The 22,908-nt window shown below is 49.6% G+C and carries 19 protein-coding genes; 5 read left to right on the top strand and 14 right to left on the bottom strand.

Features of this window, described 5'->3' with window-relative positions; all coding sequences use genetic code 11:
* From D328_RS30875 to D328_RS0125055, 5 genes are all read left to right on the top strand, one after another.
* Window positions 1-257: IS3 family transposase (locus D328_RS30875; RefSeq protein ID WP_018887800.1), on the top strand; the 257-nt coding region annotated here is incomplete at its 5' end.
* A gap of 321 nt (window positions 258-578) precedes the next feature.
* Window positions 579-1,340: a carbohydrate ABC transporter permease gene (locus D328_RS0125070; protein ID WP_154659328.1), complete on the top strand. Its 762-nt coding sequence runs from the start codon at window positions 579-581 to the stop codon at window positions 1,338-1,340.
* Between the two features lie 14 nt (window positions 1,341-1,354).
* Window positions 1,355-2,602 (top strand): extracellular solute-binding protein, encoded by a 1,248-nt coding sequence (locus D328_RS0125065; RefSeq protein WP_018887798.1) that lies wholly within the window; start codon window positions 1,355-1,357, stop codon window positions 2,600-2,602.
* Window positions 2,603-2,636: 34 nt separating this feature from the next.
* Window positions 2,637-3,503 (top strand): carbohydrate ABC transporter permease, encoded by an 867-nt coding sequence (locus tag D328_RS0125060; protein WP_018887797.1) that lies wholly within the window; start codon window positions 2,637-2,639, stop codon window positions 3,501-3,503.
* Between the two features lie 154 nt (window positions 3,504-3,657).
* Window positions 3,658-4,374, top strand: coding sequence for a GntR family transcriptional regulator (locus D328_RS0125055; protein ID WP_018887796.1), 717 nt, complete (start codon window positions 3,658-3,660; stop codon window positions 4,372-4,374).
* Between the two features lie 262 nt (window positions 4,375-4,636).
* Here the strand turns inward: D328_RS0125055 and crcB (D328_RS0125050) are convergent, their stop codons facing one another.
* The 14 genes from crcB (D328_RS0125050) to iolE all read right to left on the bottom strand — a co-directional run bounded on the left by crcB (D328_RS0125050) (window position 4,637) and on the right by iolE (window position 22,856).
* A complete protein-coding gene (crcB, locus tag D328_RS0125050; RefSeq protein WP_018887795.1) occupies window positions 4,637-5,005 on the bottom strand; it encodes a fluoride efflux transporter CrcB in 369 nt (122 codons plus the stop codon).
* Window positions 5,005-5,427: a fluoride efflux transporter CrcB gene (crcB, locus tag D328_RS0125045; protein WP_018887794.1), complete on the bottom strand. Its 423-nt coding sequence runs from the start codon at window positions 5,425-5,427 to the stop codon at window positions 5,005-5,007. Before crcB (D328_RS0125045) ends, crcB (D328_RS0125050) begins: the two co-directional genes overlap by 1 nt.
* A 15-nt stretch (window positions 5,428-5,442) precedes the next feature.
* Window positions 5,443-6,759, bottom strand: a complete 1,317-nt coding sequence (locus D328_RS0125040) for a replication-associated recombination protein A (RefSeq protein ID WP_026281370.1) — start codon at window positions 6,757-6,759, stop codon at window positions 5,443-5,445.
* Window positions 6,760-6,939: 180 nt separating this feature from the next.
* Window positions 6,940-8,523: a gamma-glutamyltransferase gene (ggt, locus tag D328_RS0125035; protein WP_018887792.1), complete on the bottom strand. Its 1,584-nt coding sequence runs from the start codon at window positions 8,521-8,523 to the stop codon at window positions 6,940-6,942.
* A 528-nt stretch (window positions 8,524-9,051) separates the two neighbouring features.
* On the bottom strand, window positions 9,052-10,941 hold the full coding sequence (locus D328_RS31680) for a hypothetical protein (RefSeq protein WP_018887791.1): 1,890 nt from the start codon (window positions 10,939-10,941) through the stop codon (window positions 9,052-9,054).
* A gap of 41 nt (window positions 10,942-10,982) precedes the next feature.
* Complete coding sequence (locus D328_RS0125025; protein ID WP_026281369.1) at window positions 10,983-11,948, bottom strand: sugar phosphate isomerase/epimerase family protein; 966 nt, start codon at window positions 11,946-11,948, stop codon at window positions 10,983-10,985.
* Between the two features lie 280 nt (window positions 11,949-12,228).
* The gene (locus D328_RS0125020) at window positions 12,229-13,101 is read right to left on the bottom strand and encodes a carbohydrate ABC transporter permease (protein WP_018887789.1); all 873 of its coding nucleotides are present in this window, start codon (window positions 13,099-13,101) and stop codon (window positions 12,229-12,231) included.
* A gap of 73 nt (window positions 13,102-13,174) precedes the next feature.
* The gene (locus D328_RS0125015; protein ID WP_018887788.1) at window positions 13,175-14,068 is read right to left on the bottom strand and encodes an ABC transporter permease; all 894 of its coding nucleotides are present in this window, start codon (window positions 14,066-14,068) and stop codon (window positions 13,175-13,177) included.
* Between the two features lie 89 nt (window positions 14,069-14,157).
* Entirely contained in the window at window positions 14,158-15,759 is a 1,602-nt protein-coding gene (locus tag D328_RS0125010) for an extracellular solute-binding protein (RefSeq protein WP_018887787.1), read from the bottom strand.
* 386 nt (window positions 15,760-16,145) lie between these two features.
* A complete protein-coding gene (locus tag D328_RS0125005) occupies window positions 16,146-18,398 on the bottom strand; it encodes a helix-turn-helix domain-containing protein (RefSeq protein WP_018887786.1) in 2,253 nt (750 codons plus the stop codon).
* A gap of 385 nt (window positions 18,399-18,783) precedes the next feature.
* On the bottom strand, window positions 18,784-19,608 hold the full coding sequence (gene iolB / locus D328_RS0125000) for a 5-deoxy-glucuronate isomerase (protein WP_018887785.1): 825 nt from the start codon (window positions 19,606-19,608) through the stop codon (window positions 18,784-18,786).
* Between the two features lie 58 nt (window positions 19,609-19,666).
* Window positions 19,667-20,707, bottom strand: a complete 1,041-nt coding sequence (gene iolG / locus D328_RS0124995) for an inositol 2-dehydrogenase (protein ID WP_018887784.1) — start codon at window positions 20,705-20,707, stop codon at window positions 19,667-19,669.
* A 76-nt stretch (window positions 20,708-20,783) separates the two neighbouring features.
* Window positions 20,784-21,920: a glycoside hydrolase family 88/105 protein gene (locus D328_RS0124990; RefSeq protein ID WP_018887783.1), complete on the bottom strand. Its 1,137-nt coding sequence runs from the start codon at window positions 21,918-21,920 to the stop codon at window positions 20,784-20,786.
* 39 nt (window positions 21,921-21,959) lie between these two features.
* Complete coding sequence (gene iolE / locus D328_RS0124985; RefSeq protein ID WP_018887782.1) at window positions 21,960-22,856, bottom strand: myo-inosose-2 dehydratase; 897 nt, start codon at window positions 22,854-22,856, stop codon at window positions 21,960-21,962.
* Between the last annotated feature and the right edge of the window lie 52 nt (window positions 22,857-22,908).

The raw sequence follows: 22,908 nt of genomic DNA, 5'->3' as shown, positions 1-22,908 counted from the left end.
ATGCTTACCACGACATGCTGCCAAAGGTTGGCGCCCAAATCAGCATGTCTCGCCGGGGCAATTGCCTAGACAACGCCTCCATGGAGAGTTTCTTCTCGCATCTCAAAACGGAAGGACTCTATCCCTATGATATACGAAATCTGGCAGAGGCACAAAGACGAATTGAGAAATACATACGTTTTTACAACCGAAGACGACCACAGCGTAAATTAAACAAACTGACGCCGGTAGAGTACCGACGCCAGTTTCTAGCTTAGGTGTTTTTTCAATGTCCACTAAATGGGGTCTTGACCATTTTTTTTGCTTCCTGCTCTTCCCTCACTTCATTATCCAAGCTCTTATTTCCGTGCAATCAGACAGGTTGGTGAGAAATCTCAATATTTCTCCGAGCATTCCTCCCTTGAATTAACACTGCTTAATATTTCGATGATATTCAGCAAATAATTCAAATTTATAGTAGTCGTATAGACGTCTAGACAAATGAGGGGAAGGAGAACCGATTGAATAGATTAAGCGCAAGTCTAAAATATGGAATTTTCATAATTCTACTTCTATGGACGCTGTTTCCGATCTATTGGATGCTCGTCATTGCTACTCAACAATCTTCAGATTTATTCACAGAAGTATCTCTATTTCCAAGATCAGTAACCTTAGAACACATTTTTAGCATTTTTAAGGAAGACCACTATATACAACCATTGCTCAATAGCTTTGTGATCACTGTCAGCTCTTTGCTAATTGTGCTCGCTTTTGGATTGTCCTGTGCGTATGTGCTTGGACGGAGAACCTTCAGAAGCAGTTATAAACTTTTCAAAAGTTCCCTCATGGTATGGATCTTACTGGTTCGAGTCCTGCCGCCGATTACTTTTGCACTTCCTCTATACATCATGATGAACGATGCAGGATTATTGAATACGAAAATTCCGATTATTATCGCACATGTCCTGATGAACATGCCACTCGTCATTTGGTTTATGATGGCATTCTTCTACGGCGTGCCGGGGGAAATTGAGGAAAGTGCGCGGATTGATGGTGCATCTGAATTTGAGATTTTTTACAAAGTGATGCTACCGCTTGTGTTACCAGGCATTGCTGCCGTGACGATTTTATCCTTCATGGCTTCATGGAATGAATACCTATACAGCGTCATCTTCATCCAGAGTCCTGACAGCTTCACGATTCCGCTCAAGCTCGCCACGCTGAACAGTGAACAGGAACTAACAGAATGGGGTAAGGTTGCAGGTGGCGGCCTAGTGTCTGTGCTGCCTGTCCTGCTGACTGCGATCTTCTTACAAAAACATTTAATTAGCGGCTTAACTGCTGGTGCAGTTAAAGAATAGGAGATGAGATAAAAATGAGAAAAAAAATGTCGTATATGCTGAGTACGTTGTTAACAACGGCGGTGATATTCACCGGATGTCAATCTCAAGAGCCGGCTATGGGGCAAAGTCCGAGCCAGGGAGCAGAAAAACTAGTTGTCGCTGCCAGAGGTGGCTCCCATGTCGATGCGATGAATGCAGTAAAAGAATCGTTCGAGGCCACGCACAATGTGAAGGTTGATATTATCGGACTGGAATCGGCAGATTTGAAGCAGAAAATATCACTCGATGCCAAAAATAGCAATGGAGCATATGACCTGATTATGGCAGACGATCCATGGATGCCTCAATTCAGTGAAGCAGGTATCTTTGCCAAGCTGTCTGACCTCGGAATCCAGGAAGATGCTGACTTTGAGGAGTCCTCTCTTGCGCTCGGCAAGTCTCCCTATGCTACTGGTGATCTGTATGCCTTACCTTTCTCGGGTAACGTACAACTATTCTTCTACAACCAAGAGCTGCTCGCTAGCCATAATTACGACGTTCCGACGAACTGGGCGGATGTGCTTGAGATGGCCAAAGCCATCCATGCTAAGGATGGGACTACAGGCTACGTGATCCGTGGTCAACAAGGAAATCCGATTGTGTCTGATTTCTTGCCTCTGTTCTGGGCGTATGGCGGTCAGATCTTCGATGATAACTGGAAAGCACAAATCGACTCCGAGGCTGGTAGACAAGCATTAGAAACGTACATTGGGCTGCTTGCTGTGGGTGAGAACTTTGAAAATACTGACATCGTCGGCTCCGTCTCGGAAGGTCGTGCTGCCATGGCACTAGGCTGGCCATCATGGTTCATCAAAGGCGAGACAGCAAGCGCAAACTATGCTGCGATCCCGGCCAAAGCATCATCTGATGCTCAATCCGTATCCACAGGTATGATTGGTAACTGGATGATGGGTGTAACTGCGAACTCCCACAACCCGGAGCTTGCTGCTGAATTCTTGACCTTTATCACGAGTAGCGACACGCAAAAACAAATGGTTGAGCATGGTGGCGTACCTACTCGGAAGAGTGTCTATCAGGATGCCGAGCTTGTCGCAAAGTATAAGCACTTCCCTGTCATGCTAGAGGCGTTGCAAAACTCCGTAGCCAGACCAAGAACAGCAAAATGGTCGCAAGTCGAAGAGGCACTCGGCGCTGAATTGTCCGCAGCTATTGCCGGCACAAAAACAGTGGATAAAGCACTGGCGGATGCCAACAAGGCGATGAATGACATCATGCAATAAGAGGTTCATTCAAAATTAAAGGAGTGGAATGAACTTGGCTAGTAAACGAGGCTTTCAATGGGCGATGCTGGCACCCGTAACATTGTTATTGCTTGGCGTGACCGTGTTTCCGTTTATCTTTACCGTTACCAACAGCTTCACCGATTATTATTACCTGGCAACCGATGACAAGCAGTTCATTGGATTCAGTAATTATATCAAGATCCTTCAGGATGAGCAGTTCCTCCAAGCCGTCTGGAATACCATTAAATTCATGATCCTGGCCGTTTCTATTGAAACGGCTCTGGGCCTTGGAATCGCTGTGCTTATTGAGAGCCTGAGACGCGGACAAAAGGTGCTGCGGATTACAATGCTAATCCCATCTTTGCTACCACCGGTTACAGTGGCATTAATCTGGCAAATGATGCTCAGCAATCATAACGGTATTGTTAACCATCTGCTCCACTGGTTCGGTGTCGGGCCGTTTAACTTCCTGATGGACATTAACATTGCCTTCAATGCCATTTTATTCATTGATATTTGGCAATGGACACCGTTTGCCTTCCTATTGTTATATGCAGGTCTACAGTCGGTTCCACGTTCACAATTTGAGGCTGCAAAAGTAGACGGTGCAGGCAAGCTGCGTATGTTCATTCATATTACACTACCGAATATTATGCCGACCTTGTTCATGGTCATACTGCTACGGACGATAGATACGTTCCGGTTATTTGATAAAGTCAATATCTTAACCGGTGGCGGGCCAGCAAATTCTACGACAACAATTACACAGTACATTTACAAGCAAGGCGTGTACAATCTGCAGATTGGCTACGGAGCAGCAGCATCGGTAATCATGGTCATGCTGGTCCTAGTGTTCTCCGTGTTCTACATCAAGCGTTCGATGGGAGGAACTTCATAAAGTAGGCCTGGCGGTGTACTCCCCATTCTGCATCATGTGCCTGTTGGAGAGGTCATCCTGCATATACAACTGCCGTAATACGTTCAGAAGAGCGGATTAAACGATCAGTCCGCTCCAATTCTAAGTGAAAACTACAGGAGATGAGGTTGATTCATTGGGAGGCTATCAACATATCAAGCATGAGCTGGAAACGATGATTGAAAGTAATATATGGAATGTAGGACAAAAAATTCCTTCCGAGTATGAACTGGCCAAGCATTTCGGTGTCAGCAGAGAGACGCTTCGCGCAGCAATCAAGCTATTGGAGCAAGATGGAAAGCTACTCGTAAGACATGGGGTAGGTACCTTTGTAATCAAACCACTGCCAAGTATCCCTAGTCGTCTCGAGTTTCTTCAGAGCATTGGAACGATGATCAAGCTAGAGGGCTTAACTGAAACGGATCGTAAGGAAATGATCGGAGAAGTGGAATGCACCAAGGAATGGGCTGATGCGCTGAACATTGAAGAGGGCTCACGGGTTGTGAAGATGGAGAGAGTTCGGTATGCAGACGGAGAAGCTGTTGCCTATTCGATTAACATCATGCCTAAGGATCTGGTAGTAGGTGCTTTTGAACAAATAGACTTCTCTGGTTCCTTGTTTAACTTTTTGGAGGAACAGTGCAAAATTTATATTGCGAGAGCTGATACAGAACTCGTGGTTCCTTCCAAAAAGGACAAACATGCGGTGCGATTGCAGAATCATCAGGAGGAAACACCGGTTCTTCTCATGAAACAATTGCACTATGACCAGCAGAATCGGGAAGTGCTATATTCCTTTGATTATCTAAGAAGTGACGTCTTCCAGTTCTGGGTCCGCAGGGAACGTAAATGAATAGGAAAATCTGTATCCGGGTATCAATATCCTGGGCAATATGTTCAATCGAATACATGCTTAACACCCTTATCCTGCATATGAATGGGATAAGGGTGTTAGTTCTGGTATTATTTATTGAACCTTAACAAGCTGAGAATGCTGATTCGTACCTTCATTCAAATGCGGCGGAAGGTGTACAATGTGTATTAATGATCATGATAGAAGTAAAAAAACGCCTAATATGAAGCATCCTATGCCCTCCGCTACGTTTCTTGGCGGCTCAACTCAGGAACCACATGAATAACATGCCCAAGCCAGCAGCAGCTACAGCCAGTACTGTCGAACCTAATACATACAGGACTGCTCGTCCGTACTGTCCTTTCTCTAACAGCTGTACAGTCTCGTAGCCGAACGTTGAGAATGTCGTATATGCTCCGCAAAAGCCAATGCCGAGCAGCCCCCACAGCGCTGACGACAACGCAGCAGTCTCATGCAGCATGAATAGCATTCCCAGCAGGGCAGAGCCACTGATATTAATGAGGAAGGTTCCCCAGGGAAAGGCCGTTCCCCAGTGGCTTCCCGCCCACAATCCAAGACGGTAACGGCAGATTGCCCCTGCAACGCCTCCCAGACCGATCCACAGCAGCATTATACGCCCTCTCCTTTCCTGGAGGAACCTTCCCGCATCATCAGCCGTTCATTCATGTACATACCCAGACGAATACCAGCCCAGGCCAGCACTATCCCTCCGACCAGACTGGTTAGCATATATACTAGTGGCTCTATAATTTGCCCAAGCATGAAGAGACGAAGGATATCCACCGCGAAGGTAGAAAAGGTCGTAAAGGCCCCGGTGAATCCGGTCCCAATCATCAATCTTACACGAGGCGTGATTCTGGAGGAACGCAGAGCTACCGTGAAGAACCAGCCCAGGAACAGGCAGCCCACAAGATTAATCGTCAGCACCGCTACCGGGAACCCGTTCGCTAGCTGTGGAACAGCCAGCTGCAGTCCGTAACGCGCCCAGGCTCCTAGCCAGCCACCCATCCCCAGATACACGATATCTTTCATCCGTTCGACACTCCCCTAGGATTGATCCTGGCCGCGGCGCCATTGCTGGTTTTGCTTAATCTTATTCTCATTCCCCTGCTCTGTAGCGGCGTAGAAGCTTCTACCCGCAAGTGAGTCAGGGAGATATTGCTGCTTCACATAATGATTCGGATAATTATGGGGGTATTGATACCCCTGATGCCCCAGCTTCTCAGCACCTTTATAGTGCGTGTCACGCAGGTGGAGCGGTACCTCGGCTGATCTGATCTCGTCCATGGCACTCATGGCATTGGAGATGGCTGTATATACTGCATTTGACTTTGGACTTTCGACAGCGAACAGGATGGCCTGCGCAATATTCAGCTTGGCTTCCGGCCACCCGTTGTTCCGATACGCGTCCAATGCACTGACTGCCTGTACCATCGCCTGCGGATTCGCAAGCCCGATATCCTCGCTGCTGGCTGCAATCAAGCGCCGTATGAATGTCATCGGGTCCATACCCAGCTTCTCGACGGCGTATAAGAACCAGAACAAAGCTGCGTCACTAGAGCCGCGAATACTTTTGTGAAAAGCAGACAGTACATCGTACTGTGTGGACTCATCTGCCCTAACGATCGGGCGGCGAATAGATTCCTCGGCCACAGCGAGTGTAATATGAACCGTGCCATCCTGCTCTGGCGGAGTAGTCATAGCTGCCAGCTCTAGCGCATTCAGCGCTCGCCTGATATCCCCATTTGCCATCGTGGCAATGTGCACGAGAGCTTCCTCATCCACGCTAAGCTTCATGAAGCCCAGTCCCTTGTCCTGATCCAGTAACGCTCGTCTCATCGCCAGCAAGGAATGCTCCTTGTTCAGCGGCTCTAGCTGGAACAGCGTAGAACGGCTCATCAAGGCCCCGTTTACATAATGAAACGGGTTCTCGGTAGTTGCGCCTATGAAGGTAATCGTTCCTTTCTCCACAGCTGGAAGCAGTGCATCCTGACGGGAGCTGTTGAAACGATGAACCTCGTCCAGGAACAGGATTGTCTTGGTTCCGTACAAAGCTTTGTTGCTGTGCGCCTGCTCAATTACCTCACGCACATCCTTCACAGAGGCATCGACAGCATTGAGCCGCACGAATTGTCCTTGTGTATGCCGCGATATGATGTGAGCCAGCGTTGTCTTCCCGCAGCCTGGAGGACCGTACAGCAGAATCGACGACACCTGATCGGCCTCAATCGCCCTGCGCAGCAGCTTGCCTGGCCCAATAATATGCTCTTGCCCGATATATTCATCAAGCTGCTCTGGCCGCATCCGATCAGCGAGCAAGCGCCCCTGTGGCTGAGCATCCTGTTGATAAGAGAATAAATCCATCATTCATCACTTCCTTACCTGATTCCCTTCATCATACCACACCCCGCTCCCGTTGAAACGTCCTGCCTCATTCCATAGGAAGAAGCTGTCCTAGCTGTACGATATATAAATTCTATTATCTTATGAAAAAAGCTATTGATGACGATCCCAGAAGAAAAACTGTATTCGCGAAAGTCTTCCTTACCACCCTATAGCTGCGCCGTCACAACGAGGATCTGTTCCTCCAAGCCGGAAGCCATGCTCATCAATGACAATCGCATGCGCATGCCCAGCTGCTCCAGCGTAATCCTCCATCATTCGGACGCTATGCCCAGCCTGTTGCAGACGATGCGCCACATCCGCAGATATGCGACCTTCCAGCCTCAGCTCCTGCGTTGCTTCCCCCCATGTTCTGCCCCATACCCAGCGTGGTGCATCTATCGCTGTCTGCGGGTCCAGACCATAATCCACGATACGGGTCAGGAGCGCTGTCTGCGTCTGCGGCTGGCCTTCTCCGCCTTGTGTACCGTACAGAATATAAGGCCGTCCCTGACGACAGGCCATAGCAGGCATGAGTGTATGAAACGTTCGTTTATTCGGCTCCAATCTGTTCACATGCGTGTTATCCAGCGAGAAGAAGGAGCCGCGGTTTTGGAGCAGAATTCCGGTATTTCCGCCAACTACCGCCGATCCAAATTCGAAATACAGACTTTGAATGAAGGAGACAGCATTTCCTTCTGCATCGACGACTGCCGCATAGGCTGTATCACTGCCTACAGGTTGACTATCCATAGACAAGGCACGCTCCATATCAATCGAGGACGCCAGCTCCATCGCATACATCTTAGAGAGTAATCGCTCCAGTGGAATTGCAGCAAAGTCGGGATCAGTCAAATAGCGGTTGCGATCCTGAAAGCTCAGCTTGAGCGCTTCTACCAGCAGATGATAGTACTCATAGGAGCCATGTGGAATGTGCCCAAGCTCAACATTCTCCAGAATTTGAAGTGCCATAATACCCGTAAAGCCCTGTGAGTTAGGAGGAGCCTGATAAATATCCAGCCCACGATAGCTTCCACGCAAGGGCTCCACCCATTCTCCTGCATGTGCCGTAAAATCTTCTAATGTCAACATTCCACCCTGCTCTGCCAGCGAGCGCACAATGTCCTGTCCAATGGAACCTGTATAGAAGGCATCCCGTCCCTGCTCTGCAATCTGCTGTAGACTGCTTCCCAACGCTGACTGCACAAAGCGACTACCGATCGAAGGTACCTTGCCCCCTGGAAGATAGATCGCAGCCGTCTGTGGCTGTGACTGCAGCACCTCCATTCGCTCTCTCGTATGGTTATGCTGGTCTGGCGATAACGGAAACCCCTCCATGGCATACTGGATCGCAGGCTGCAGCACCTCTAATAATGTCATGGAGCCATACTCGCGCAACACGGCATCCCAGCCATCAACCATCCCGGGAACCGTTAGGGCACTGCGTGCGCCCCGCTGAGGAATAGCCGCTTCACCACTGAAGCAGGCAGCAGAGACCTGCCCGCCTGAGCGGCCACTGGCATTGTACGCCCGAACACGGCCCTCGTGGGTGCTATAAGTCAGCCAAAAGGCGTCCCCACCCACGCTCGTCATGTGCGGATACACTACCGCAAGACAAGCACTTACCGCTACTGCTGCATCAAAAGCGTTGCCCCCTTGCTCCAATATGCGTGCACCAGCTGCGCTTGCCAGGTAATGTGGACTGACCACCATTGTCTGCGTGCCTATTATAGGTGCTGTTTTCATAAGTCCCACATCCTCCCTCACTACTCCGTCTACATTCTTCTTACTGTTGTAAGCACAAATACATCTGGTGTAAATATATTCTGAGAACTTTGGGATCCGTGACTAACCATTCGCCGAACATTTGTGAGCGACAACTACTATTCATCCACTTCTATGCGGAATAGAAAGTGTATTGTCTGCGACAGATACCCAAAGATACATTATTGCATTGATACATTATTGCATTGATCATTTGTGCATTGATGTGTAGATGCGTTATACATAGGTATATATAGATGTACAGATACATTGGTGCATTGAAAATAAATAAATAAATAAGCTTATAGATAAATGAGCAAAAAGATACCCGCTCAGCCACTAGGCTAGCGGGTATTTCTGAGGTCTGCCAATAGTTGTCCATCCACCATATACGTCATGCCACCATGAACTGATTTATCTAGCACCGAAATTATATATGCCTAGGAATTTGATCATAACTAATATGAGTAAGAGCCATACTCTTAAGCTCCATAACTTAGTCTTTGGTGACTAGTTAGAGCGCTGATCCGAGCCAGCCTCCAGCGATGGAGAGAGCTTGATTTCAACTGTCTTCTCGAATGGTGTCATAAGGTTGACCAGCACCACCTTGCATTGCTCAGGCAGCTTGGCCTCACGCACTGTCGTAGCCAGATGACCAAGCTCGCCGCCGCAGAGCTCGATCCAGTCATCCCCACATGAATAGCGAAGTGTGCCGCCCTTCCACAAGTAATGCCCCTCCGCGGTCTGGTGCAGTTCTCCCCCAGACAGATGACCCTCATCACCAAATACGAACGACAGCTGCACCATGACCTCCTGAGGCTCACATGCCGCCACGTGCAATATCCAGCCTGTCTCCGTTCGCTGCGTCTTGGCCTCGACCTTGAATGTCTGTTCATGCGTAAGCTGGCGGCTCTGATGCGGCAGCAAATACCATGGACTGATAGATGTATGTGATGTATCTGGCAATAGCTCGGCAGAAACTGGACCATAATATCCCTTCTTCTGCTGCCCAACCAGACGATAGCCTTCAGCTATACGGTCCAACTGCTGCATAGGGACATAGCCAGGATTGAAATAGGATGCTAGCTGTACAGCCAGCAAGCGCACTGCTCCATGCCGAAGCGCAAAGAATGAGGGAACCTCCGTCATTACGGTTACGCTCGTTACACCATCCCGGAACCGCGCTACAGGTGCGCCAAAATCCGTGTGAAGCCGGCTATGATAGATATGTCCGTGATGCCCAACTGCATCCATCTGTTCCAGATAGTCAGCTCGCTTGAACCATTCATTCAGCACAATATCATATTGAGTAGGCAGTAGCGCCCTTCCATTTTGAACAGTTGCAGCCGTGCCTTCTGCCCCTGCCTTATCCTCCGTACCTTCTATCTCTGCCTTATCCTCCATGCCTTGGCCGTCAATCTTTGCGTCAGCTACATTTAACTCCTCCCTTGTACCGCCAGCTTCCTGTAGTTCCGGTTCCAGCAGTAGACGTACGAGCGCATTGACGGAACACACGCCAGGATCCGTCAGTGACTGCCCCGCCCACTCGGCCATTCCGGCGAATAGTGGATCACCGTCGATCCTCGCCAAGATGGCATATGGCAAATAGTAAGGTGCCAGATTATGCATATGCCCCAGATCCTGACGGCCTGAGTAATCCGTAACGATCTCACCACTCGGATGAACCAAGTACACCATCATCCGCAGATTAAGCCTTACGGGCTCCATCAGGTCAGGACGATCCAGCAAACGTGCAGCATGAATAAGCATGATATCACTGACGGCACTGTAAATGCCATTGCTTCGTTCCGTCCATTCCCCGTCAGGTGTAATATCCATTCCTTCAGCCAACCACTGCTCCGCACGCTGAGCTGCCTCCTTCCACCCGAACAGCTGATACAGGAATCCAAGCGCTGCACAGAGCACCCAGCGATGATTTGGAGTATGGCAGCCTCCAGTCAGGAGGACAGGTATGGTCCGCTCCAGGAAGAGTCTCATATTATTCGTTACAGGCTGCATATCCTCCCATTCCTCTTGCAGCAGGAGCTGATATAGCTGGGCATATCCCACGACGACAAAGGCTGTATCCGGCGGGGAATGATAATTGGTCCAACCAGGAGAGATGGAGCCATCCTCATGCTGGGCACGCAGTACATACTCGCTGGCCAGGCACAGCCGCTTCAGCAGCTCTGCATCCCGGTAATATGCTGAATCCGGGTTAACCAGCGCTGCTCCCCAGTAGCACATCTCGGTTGGTGTTCCAGTGGTGTGATTAACCCAGGCCACTCCCGTCGCCGGATCAATCGTTCCACCATAGTAACGGCTCTCAGGATCCAACACCTGCCGGGTTATTCCTCTCTCAACCGCTTTGTCATTGCTGATCACCAGTTGCTTGTACATATACGCTTCCCTCCCAAGCTACATTTGCTGCGCAAGTATGCTTATAGCCTCTCCAGCTTGGCGACCAGCAAGCGATGACTTTCATGAATATCTTCCGGTGTACAAGCAGCCTTCAGCTCATACACCTTCACTTGAGACCGCTGTATCATCGGTAAATAAGCGTCATAGAAGTTCATATCCTGACTGTGGATGTATGGACACCAATGGTCGGACAGACCGAGCGTCTCGTGGATGTGGACACCCACGATGTCGTCCATCAGTCCCTCCATCTCACTTACGCTATCGTACAGACCAAGGCGGTCCATCATAATGGCATGCCCAGTATCGTACCAGATGCCTACCTGAGCCCCCTTCAGAGCTTGAATGATCGTCTTGGCCTCAGCCAACGTTGGAATCTGCTGTGGTCTGGAGCGGGTCTCAATACCAAAGCGCACGTTCCATCCTTTGGCCGCAACTCGACTACATACCTCATCGAGACTGTGAATGATCGTCTGTACATAACCAGAGCTAAGAGCTTCTCGCTGCTCCAGGAACTCCTCCCATTTGAGCCGATAAGCCGTGGAATCCTTGCCCTTCTCGTTATACAGCTGCGCCAGCTCCTGGCTGACATTCACCGGAATGGGTACCTCACCTGGATGCACGACGACGGCTTCGCCACCATAACGGTGAGCATACTCAGCTGAGCCTATGAGCAGATCGATGGCCCGCTTACGTCGGTCCTCATCCTGAAAGCCAAGCAATTCAGAATCGGTCCCATAGTCCGGGTCAGCTACATGTGGAAAGGTATTATGCACACTGGAAATGCCGATCTCCCCACGCTCAATCATTGGTTCAATGGTCGTCAGCATGTCTCTGGTGACATTGTAATTAAGCTCGATTCGGCGAAAGCCAAGTTCGGCTATCTCACGAATCATGTCTGAGCCAACAGGATGACGCTTGATATTCCAGCAGGTGGAGAATGAGAATTCCCCTTTGTCTAGCCAGCCTTGTTCCTTAGCAGCACTCATACCTGCATCAGTACCTTGCTCAGTGACTGCATTTGTCGTACTTAGCTTATCCTGCATCCGCTTCGCTTCCTTTTCGTTCTATTCCATTGCTTTTCAGAGGCGCTCAGCTACTTTCTTCTGACTATGCTTGAACGCCTTGTCACTAGCTTAGACTCAGTTTCAGCCAATTGTTTATGTCTCATTGTAGGAGTCATTGACCCAGCATACAAGGCTTTGCCTAAGGAGATATGCCCATTACTATGTCTTTGAGTCTGTTTTGACTACGGTATGTTCCTGTAACTCAGCCTTTGACCGCACCCAGCATGGCCCCGCTGACAAAATATCTTTGCAGCCATGGATAGACGAGCAGAATGGGCACGGTTGCGAATACCACGGTAGCCGCCTTAAGGCTTTCTGCTGGTAACCTCGTTCTGTTCGCACCCTCCATTTGCGTCAGCTCGCTGACCATGTTGTTCTGTACCATCTGGAACAGCTTAAGCTGGAGCGGGTACAACTGAGGCTCGTTAATGTACATAAGTGAATCCTGGAAGCCGTTCCAGCGGCCAACAGCATAGAACAGCGCAAGTGTAGCCATTACCGGCATGGACAGCGGCAGGATAATTTTCAACAGTGTGTAGAAATGCGAGCTGCCATCAATCTCCGCAGACTCCTCCAGACTTTCGGGAATGCTATTGAAGAAGGAGATCAGAATGATTAGATTAAAGGGACTGACGAGCCCCGGCAAAATCAAAGACCACACTGTATTGAGCATATGCAGGTCACGAATCAGTAGATATTCAGGAATGATACCGCCGCTGAAGAACATCGTTATAATGATGACGTACATGAAGAGCTTGCGGCCCTTCAGCTTTTTCTTAGTTAACGGATACCCGGCAGCAATCGTGAACACCATACATAGCACCGTGGTAACGATTGTCAGAACTACCGTGTATCCCAGCGAATAGATCATGGATTGATCAGAGAACACCTTTACGTAGGCATCCCAATTAAAATCCCTGGGAAGCAGCCTCACCTCACCCGAGGTAATCGCCCGGTTGGAGCTGAATGAGATGGCAATGGTGTGCAGGAAGGGAGCCAGACAGAACAAGACGAACAAGGCTACAAAGGTAATGTTGACGATATCAAAAATCCGGTTAGAGGTACGTTCACTCATACGCGCACAACTCCTTTACTCATGCTTTGCATATTTGTCGATAGACCTGTTGACCTCACTTGCCTACTGTGTTTTACAAGATCCCCTCTCCGGTCGCCTTTTTCGAAATATAGTTAGAGCCAAGTACAAATATTAGCCCTACCACAGCCTGGAACAGGCCTACAACCGTAGCCAGCGTGTATTGCCCTGATTCCAGACCGACCCGGTACACGAAGGTACTAAGTACATCTGAGTATTCTCGTACAGCCGTATTACCGATAATATAAGGACGATCAAAGCCGATGCTGACCATTTTACCCAGATTTAATATCAAGAGAGTTACAATGGTAGGCTTGATGCTTGGCAACGTAATATGCCAGATTTTCTTCATCCGTGTTGCTCCATCGACCTCAGCCGCTTCGAACAGCTCCTTGTTGACACCGGTCAGTGCTGCCAGATACAGAATGGTTCCCCATCCCGCACTTTGCCAGACACCTGTGAACAGATAGGTCACAAGCCATGGATTCTTCTCCGTCAAGAAAGGAATCGAATGGAGTCCTATGCTCTCCAGCACACCGTTCACCATACCGGACTGATTACCGAACAATTGATACACAATCCCGCCGATGATCACCCAGGAAATGAAGTGGGGAATGTACAGAATCGTCTGCGACACGCTCTTGAACCATTTAAAACGGATTTCATATAGCATGATCGCCAAGATAATAGGAGCCGGGAACGACACCAGCAGATCAAGAAAATTCAGCATAAATGTATTACGCAAAGTCGTATAGAAGTCCCGCATGGCGAAGACCTCACGGAAGGCATCCAAACCGATCCACTCACTGCCATTAATCCCCTGAAACAGATTAAAATCCTTGAAGGCAATCTGCACACCATACATCGGTCCATAACGGAAAATCAGAAAGTAAATCAAGGGCAGCGACAGCAGCGCGTACAATTGCCAATACCGTCTAAAGTATGTCACACCGTTCTCCTCCTATCTGCGAAGACACGTGGTGCCGCCCCACGATGGCTGACGGCACACGCTCCTCTGTATGGATACAGCACTCTCTTTTATTTTGTGGATAGCCCCTGAACGGCCTCATCAAGCTCCTTCTTCAGATCTGCACCGCCCAGAGCCATATAATCACTCATTTCACGCTCATATACCTCTTCAAATTGCTCAGGCTTAGCCATCGTTGCTTTGACAATAATGACGTTGACCTTATCCTTAAGCGCAGTACTGTACTTCAGCTCCGCCTGAATCGGCTTGTCGAAGACAAGAGGACCTACTGTATCCGTGTTTGCAATATCAATAGATTGTCTCAACAGCTCCTGATTACGTTCAGGGAAGCCCATAATCCATGCTTTTTCATTCGTGGCCTGATCTCCGATATTTTTGCCGTTGGAGATGATTGCGAGATCACCTGCATTGAACAGACGGTCAATGGCCTCCTGGGATGCATCCGCTTTTACAACTGGGATCCCGTCCACCATGTCATAATTTTCGCCCTCAACACCACTGTAGATGTCGATGAGATTGTTGTCTGACGCCATCCAGTCCAGGTACTTGATAGCTTCCACAGCACGTTTGCTGCTCTTTGGAATCATGATATACAAGCCATTGGAGGCATAGCGGGACTTGATATGCTTGTTGTCTACATTCGGATTTGTGTAAGCATCGATAGGGAGCACCTTGCTATCCGCCACATTTTTGGTCAAGTTATCAATCGTTCCTTCCGCGTAGAACATGGCATCCACATCCTCTGACCAGAAGCCTGTATTGCCATTCTGAATGTCCTTAGCCAGTTGTGTCTTGTCTTCATCCAGACTGAAGTCCTTGCTCATCAGCCCTTCATTGTAGAGCTTGTTCATGAACTTCAAGGAATCCTTGAAGCCGTCATGCAATGGCAGCTCATAGCGCTGAGGGTAAGCATAATCACCGTTTATTGGCTTGATGAATGAGAAAATCAGAGGCTCGAACTGAGCTGGTGCCAATGTCATGCCCATAGGTATATTTCGGCTGCCAAGCTGACCTGGGTCTTTGTCTTTAAACGCTTTCAAAGTTGTGTATAGCTCTTCTGTCGTCGTTGGAGCCGGCAATCCCACCTTATCCAGCCAGTCCTGACGAATATAAGAGCTATAACGGCCTGTAATGGCACGTTTGCCCGGAATAGCGAATTGCTGACCCTCAACCTGTCCGAACTTCAGCGTATCTTCGCCAAGGAATTTCTTGAGATTAGGTCCATGTTGATCCAGCAGCTCTCCGACATCTGTCAGCCCCCCCTGCTGGGCATAACGGTAGAAGACACTGGAATCGTATACAAAAACAATGTCGGGAACATCGGTATTACTGGCCATCAGAACGTTCAGCTTCGTAACTTCCTCGGAGCGCTGAATCGGTACAAACTGTACATCAATGTTGTTCGGATCACCGAATCGTTCCTGCACCAGCTTCGATAAATAGTTATTGGTAATCGTGTGGGGCGAAGGACTGTTACCGCGATCAAATATTTCTACTTTCAAGGTGACGCGTTCTCCATTCGAAGCGTTGCCATCGCCCGCACCTTCATTGGAAGCGGATGAGCAGCCTGCCAGCAAGGACACTCCCATGACCATGGTAAGTGCCAATCCTACCCATTTCTTCAGACTCCCTTTGGTTGCTTTCAGTGTCATTCGTGTCATCTCCTTTGCCTTTGCGTGAATGATCGAAGCTTGCTCTGAGTATTCCACATAGACACTTTCATTGACAATAAACCTGTTTCGGAACAAGGACTGAGGCATTCATCCGATCTATGGTTTATGACAAGGTAATTAAGGTTCAGCTTGCTCTGCTATAGGATTAGACACGGCTTGCAGTGACTTCGTTACACCAACCATTCTCGGTGATAACAAACTGAAATCGGATGTCAATAAACCGCTTTCATATCCAGTTATTTCGGACAATTACGCAACAAGACGCATGCCTGCTGGCTCTCCCTCCTAATGGAGTGTGCCTGCATAACATGCGCCTCAATATTGACCCAATATGCATCAAAAATAAACGTCTTTATACCGACATTTCACGAATCGGCCATCGGAGCATCCCGTTTCGAACGCCGGTAATCCCCTGGCGTCATACCTATAATTCGTTTGAACACGCGCCCAAAGCTGATCGCATTCGCATACCCTACCTGTACGGCAATATCCTGCAGGGCTTGGTCTGTATTCAGGAGAAGCTTCTCGGCCTCCTTCATCCGCAGTGCGGTCACGAAGTCCACAAATTTCATATTGAATTCGGTCTTGAACAAATAGCTCGCATGCTTGCCAGAGACTTGGAATCGGTCGCTCAGATGCTTCAGAGACAGGTCTGGATTAGCGAACTGCTCCTCAATGTAGCTCTTCATCTCGTTAACCATCGCTTTGTAGCTCTTCGTCTCACTGACGGATACATAGATGCGGAACAGGTCTGTCAGTTCATCGAACAGCAGACTTTTGACATCGGCCAAAGTCTCTGCTGCCTGCACACGCTTCAGCCGTTCACTGTTGTTCTCTTCAGACAGCTCCTGCTGGAGTTGCTCGGACATCACGGCTACTTCCCGGCTCAGCATTTGCAGCAATGCTTGCATGAAAGAGCGAATATCCTCATCTGACAGCAGATTACGCTCGAACGCCGCAAAAATCTCCTCCAGCTGCTCTCGCCACTGACCGCTAGACATACGGAAGCGCTTGACGAACTCCGCAATCATTTGTAAATACGTATACGTCTCTAGCAACTGCTGATGTGTATCGCTGCTTTCAGCCAGAATGACATCACCGTTCATCAACAGCTTGCGGTGAAGCACGGCTTCCGCTGCCATATAGGATTCCCTAATGAAACCAATGCCTTCGGCAAGCGGACCCACCCCGAAGCTGAGCGAGATGCGAAGATTCTGCTCCACCCAGGTACGGCATTCCTCCGCAACCGTGCGAAGCTGCTTTGTCATGTCAATACTATTGTCGGAGGACATGAAGATAATCGCAATCTGGTCCGCGCTGACCCACTCCGCCCAGCATTGCAGCCTCGCATTGCGAGAGAGCTCCTGCAGAACGTTCATCAGTGCGAACTTCAGCGTATTCTGATCCCCTCGGGTGTACTTATCCTGGAATACCTGCTCATAACGATTGATTTCACTGACCACGACAGCAAAACTGGGCTGCTCATCCATATCCGTGAGTGGCGATATCTCTCGCAGCCGCTCAGCGGCCTGCTCCAACCGTTCGCCGCGTAGCAGATCATGGAATAGTTTGCTTCGCTGCAACAGCAGATTCTCCCTGCTCTTTTTGTCATAGTCCATCATATGGTTGATCAGATTCTCCAGTACACCATCAATCAGCTTCATCTCATCCATACGGGAGCCGGATTGCTCCATGGTTCGAATCTGATGCGCCTCGATCCGGTTCATAATAATCTGGATCGGCTTGTAATTGCGACGTGTGATGTAGACGATGTAGATAATGGCGATCACTACTGTCGCAATCGCAATAACCACCCATAGGTAGGAGATCACTGACACCCAGCCAAATAGATTCCCCGCCTTTATACCGCTTACAAGGGTCCAGCCCAGTCGATCCAGCTTCAAGGTATTCAGCTTTTGTCCACTTGCTGCACCCGCCTGATCTGCATGTGCGTGATATACGAGCTGGCCTTCACGATCGAGAATGGTCATGAACGACAGTTGACCGTTGACCATGCTGTCGATACTCTGCTCAATACTGCTCATCTTCACATTAATCACCAGCACACCATCGGTACCGAAGGGCAGCGGCATCTCTTTGTTCACCGTCAATACCCGCACAGGCGTGCGCTGCACAAAGCCCGGATTAAATTCGCGAACAGGCTGCCAGCCTGGGGCGAGTGATCCGGATAGAATACGGTCAATCCATACCTTATCGGAGAAGGTCTCAACATCTCTCAAACCGCTCGACGTTAAAACGCTTTCATTTTTCTTGTCATATAAATAAATGGACTGGATGTAGGAGGAGGAGTTCGTCATCTCACGCAAGCTCTGCGCAATGGCATATTCAGCCTCTCGGCCTGAGCGCACATTACGGTTGAAATACCGCTTGTAGGCTTGGTTTCCCTCTACTGCCTCCAGCACCGACAATTCAATATCCCGAATCGTGCGATCCACGCTATCCACTAAATAACTGGAGGAAATTCGATCTGCCTTCTTGGTCTCGGATCTAGAAATATCATTAACGAACACAAAAGCGATAAAAATGAGTATAGTCACCGTAAGCAAAAAAATAGGGAAATATGATACCAATAATCGGTTGTACCAGGTACGAGACAATAGATACCACTCCTCACTCCTCGCCGTCATTGCAAGTCGGTTGCGGGTCTGCTGTTCCTCTGTTCGACATGCCTTTGGGGCTGTACTCGTGTGTAACGCTGTTCCGTCTTATAGGTTCAATTATTATGGCTATAGTATACCATAAGCCCACAGGACACAGGCAGTCGCGTAACAACTCGGATCACTGCTTTTACTCGTGCAAGACCAGCAAAAGACGCCCCTACAGGATGACCAGGGCGTCTTCAGATCATTGCTTCAAGTGCTTCTGCGTAATGCAACCCAATGCAGCCTAATTTAGCCTAATGTGGCCTCTTGTTGCTTGATTTGGAGTTGCGATACGGTGATATTGGTAACGAACATCAATCCGCTAGATATCTCCGATAAGCTAGCTTTGGTCCTTCTTCACTGGAGCCGGGAATAACCATTCATGAGCCGGATCATTATGGAACACCCATGTCCGTGTCGGACCAGCCATGACATTGAGATAATAGGAATCATAGCCTGGCGGAGCAGACACCGGGTGATATCCCTCTGGCACCAGAACAACACTACCGTCCGTCACAGCCATCGTCTCATCCAGTGTCCTGTCATCGTTATATACCCGCTGCACGATGAAGCCCTGGGGTGGATTTATCCGGTGATAATAGGTCTCCTCCAGATAGGACTCCTGTGGCAGGTTGTCACGATCATGCTTGTGCGGCGGGTAGCTGGACCAGTTCCCGCCTCGTGTATACACCTCAACGACCAGCAGGCTCTCGGCCTCTTTCTGCTCTGGAAGAATATTGACGACCTGCCGCGACATGCTTCCGCTACCGCGTTCCTCCACCTCCATGTCGGCGGGAGTAATCAGTCTAGCTTCGTATTTGCCTTTGGCAGGAGCAAGACATACGGCTAGCTCTACAGGGGTATGCGCTGTGATCTCATAGCTGGCTCCTGCTGGTACATAGACGGAGTATGGAGGGATACCTTCGAATACGGACATACGCTTGCCGATAGCCTCAAATGTTCTACCTGCCGCCTGTATATTAGCTATGCCAGATAACAATACAAGACAGGCTTCATGTCCCTCCGTCATCCGCGACAAGCTCGCACCAATCTGCAACTGGTATACTTCAAAGCCGACATATTGCCAACCAGCGCTCTCTGGACTTACAGCCAGAATACGTCCATCCTGATTCGGCTCCGCAGCCTTAACCATCAATCGTGACATGTGCATGCTCCTCCTCGGTTGGTTGGTGTAGGTTGGTTGGTGTAGATATCCTTCTCCGTCAAGACATCGGAGGCGCTGCTGCAAGATCAAGCACAGGCAGCTTCACAGGAAGGCCCAGACGATGTGATTCCTTGGCCGCCGCTGCGATCCGCTCCGCCTGAATGCCATCCAGACCTGAGCATATGATGGACTGGTCATGCAGGATGGCATCGGCAAAAGCCATAACCTCATCAATATAGGCCTGCTGATAGCGCTCCAGGAAGAAATGCAGCGGCTGATCACGTATGACGGAGGCAGCTGTTGACAGCTCCACCGTAGTCGGGCGACAATTGTCTGCTGCTGCGGCTCCCTGAGAGCCGAACACCTCCACACGCTGATCATAGCCATATACAGCCTGACGACTGTTATCAATCACACCGATGCTTCCATTGGCAAAAGTAAGTGTAATGATCGCAGTGTCCACATCACCGTGGCGCGCGAACATAGGATCAATGAGGTTCGCACCGCGCACGTACACCTCAGTCACTTCCTCACCCATGATATAACGTGCCATATCAAAATCATGGATCGTCATATCCATGAACATCCCCCCTGATGAGCTGACATAGGCCTCGCTTGGCGGCTGGGGATCACGTGACGTAATCTTGAGTACATGCGGCTGACCCAGCTCTCCGGCATCCACCAGCTGCTTCAATCGACGAAAGCTCGGGTCCATGCGGCGATTGAAACCTACCTGTAGCTTCACTCCAGCCTCCGCTGCAATCCGTAATGCCTCCGCACTCTCTGTATGGGAGAGACTGATCGGCTTTTCACAAAAGATATGCTTGCCTGCTCTGGCTGCCTTCTTGATCCATTCTGCATGTGTATCGGTGGGCGTACAAATAAAGATGGCCGCAATGTCGGGATCATTCAACAATACATCACCATCGCGATGCAACTCCTGAATCCCTCTGGCCTCTGCCCATGTCTGCAATTCCTCTGTGATCCACGCCTCCGCAATCGCTTTCAAAGAAAATGCTGGCAAACGTAACAAATGATCTGCATGCAGCCTGCCAATTCGCCCAGCACCAATGATGCCTACTCCGATTCTACTCGTCATCGCTCCATTAACCTCCCCGATGTATCGCCAACCACTATAGGCACAATATCATGACATCAGCAGTTCGCACGGTGCTTCAACAACAATATAACGCTTCACCCAGCAGCACAATCGTCAAAGCCTGACCATATGCCATCGGCCCAAGGATAATATCCTTGTAATCCTCCTTCTTCTTCCCGATCCCGGTACCTCCAGATACTCCTTCCACGGTACCATCCTCGCGAATCCGTGCCAATACGGCTCTAACGGCCTTCACAGCTTGATCTGCATAGGAGGCAGGCAATAGTCCCTTGCGCACACTGTACAGCAGTCCCGCAGCAATTGCAGCCGAGCCCGAGGTCTCGGTATAGCTGTCTGGATCATCGAGTAGCGTATGCCATAACCCATCCTCATGCTGTAGAGCAAGCAAAGCATCCATCTGGGAACGCAGCGTCTGTTGCAGGTATTTCAGCACCCCTTCATCCAAATATGGCTGCATGAGTTCTATATACTCTGGCAATCCGAGTGCGAACCAGCTGTTACCACGGCACCAGAAGGCTTCACTAAAATTATGTCGCCCGGTGAAGTGCCATCCATGATAGAACAAGCCTGTGTTCTTGTCGTACAAATATTTAATGTGAAGAAGCAATTGATGAAGTGACTCTTGTCTCCAGACTGCATTGTCATACTTCACCCCCATCTTCGCCGTGAACAGAACAGCCATGAAGAGTGTGTCGATCCAGAGTTCGTTCTCATGGAGTGTCACATCGTGAGCTGTTGCACCAGAGGTCACATGCTGATAGCCATCCTCCTCGGTTCGCGGGAGCTCTTGTATTAGCCAGGCAATCCATTCCTTGCTTAGCTGCTCCGCCTGATCCAGATCCATCAGAGAGAGCAGGGGGGCAGTCGTATTAATATTGCGACCTGGAAAGCCTTGGGCGAAATGCTTCTCCATCCAAGGCAGCGCATAGGCAGCAAATCGATCATCCTCAAAATACTGCCCAATCTTGTTCAGACCATATAGACCTACGCCTTGTGGCCAGTCCCACTCCTCCATCCCGAAATCGCGGGCAAAATAGCCGCGCCGTGCTGCGTCCGATCCCAGCTGCTGTAGCTCATCCTCATTGTCAGGCCGCTCCAGATTCATTAACTTTTGCATGACCCGATTCAGCTTGTCGATCAGTTCACTTCGTTCCAACGTGTTCTTCTCCTTCGCCATCATCCGTCTCACCATCACTTTGCTAGTATTCTTCCTGCACAATATTGTTACCGCTTACAAACCACTGTGCTCCCGGATGAATGCCCGTGCCTTCTGTGCATATTCGAGCGGATCGGCGAGTGCCGGGTCCTGCTCTGCTTCTACGACGAACCAGCCTGCATACTCCGAAGCGGCGAGTGCCGCGAAGATCGGTGGAAAGGTAATGCAACCATCGCCAGGTACCGTGAAAGCCCCTGCCTTGACTGCCTGCAGGAAGCTTAGTCCGTCCTGCTTCACACGCTCCACCACATTCGGTCGTATATCCTTCAAATGTACATGCCGAATGCGCCCCAGATGGCGCCGCAAAATGTCCAGCGGATCTTCTCCCGAGAAAGCCAAATGGCCTGTATCGAACAACAGCGATACCTCCTGAGGATCAGTCATCTCCATCAGCCGTGAGATTTCCGTCCCTGTCTGAACGCCGGTGCCCATATGATGATGATACACAATTGTCATGTCCTTTTCACGTGCCAGTCTACCAAGACTTCCCAGTCCTTCTGTCAGCAACACCCATTCCGCATCTGTAAACACAGGCTTATTCGCGAACAAGGGTGTCTCCATCTGCCCCTGTATACTGCCACCTTGTTCAGATACGACGATGACCTTGGCCCCCATAGCATGTAAGAAATCACGATGTGCCTTGAACGCCTCGGCTGTCTCCTCAAAGGGGTGAGTTGTCAGATAACTGCTGAACCAGGCACTGGCAATCTCCAGCTTGCGGAGCTCCAGAGCACGGCGCAGGATGGCCGGATCACGTGGATACTTATTCCCGACCTCACTGCCCTGATACCCAGCAAGCGCCATCTCGCTGATACATTGCTCAAAGGTATGTTCTCCACCAAGCTCCGGCATATCATCATTCGTCCAGGCGATAGGAGCAATCGCCAGCTTGACTGCATGTGCTTTGAACATCGTCTTCTGTCCCTTCCTTATGGGGTGAGGTTGTTGACCAGATCATTCCACC

This window comes from Paenibacillus massiliensis 2301065 = DSM 16942 (assembly GCF_000377505.1).
GTDB lineage: Bacteria > Bacillota > Bacilli > Paenibacillales > Paenibacillaceae > Paenibacillus > Paenibacillus massiliensis.
Note: the sequence above shows the minus strand (reverse complement) of the source record. Positions and strands in the feature narration are given on the sequence as shown.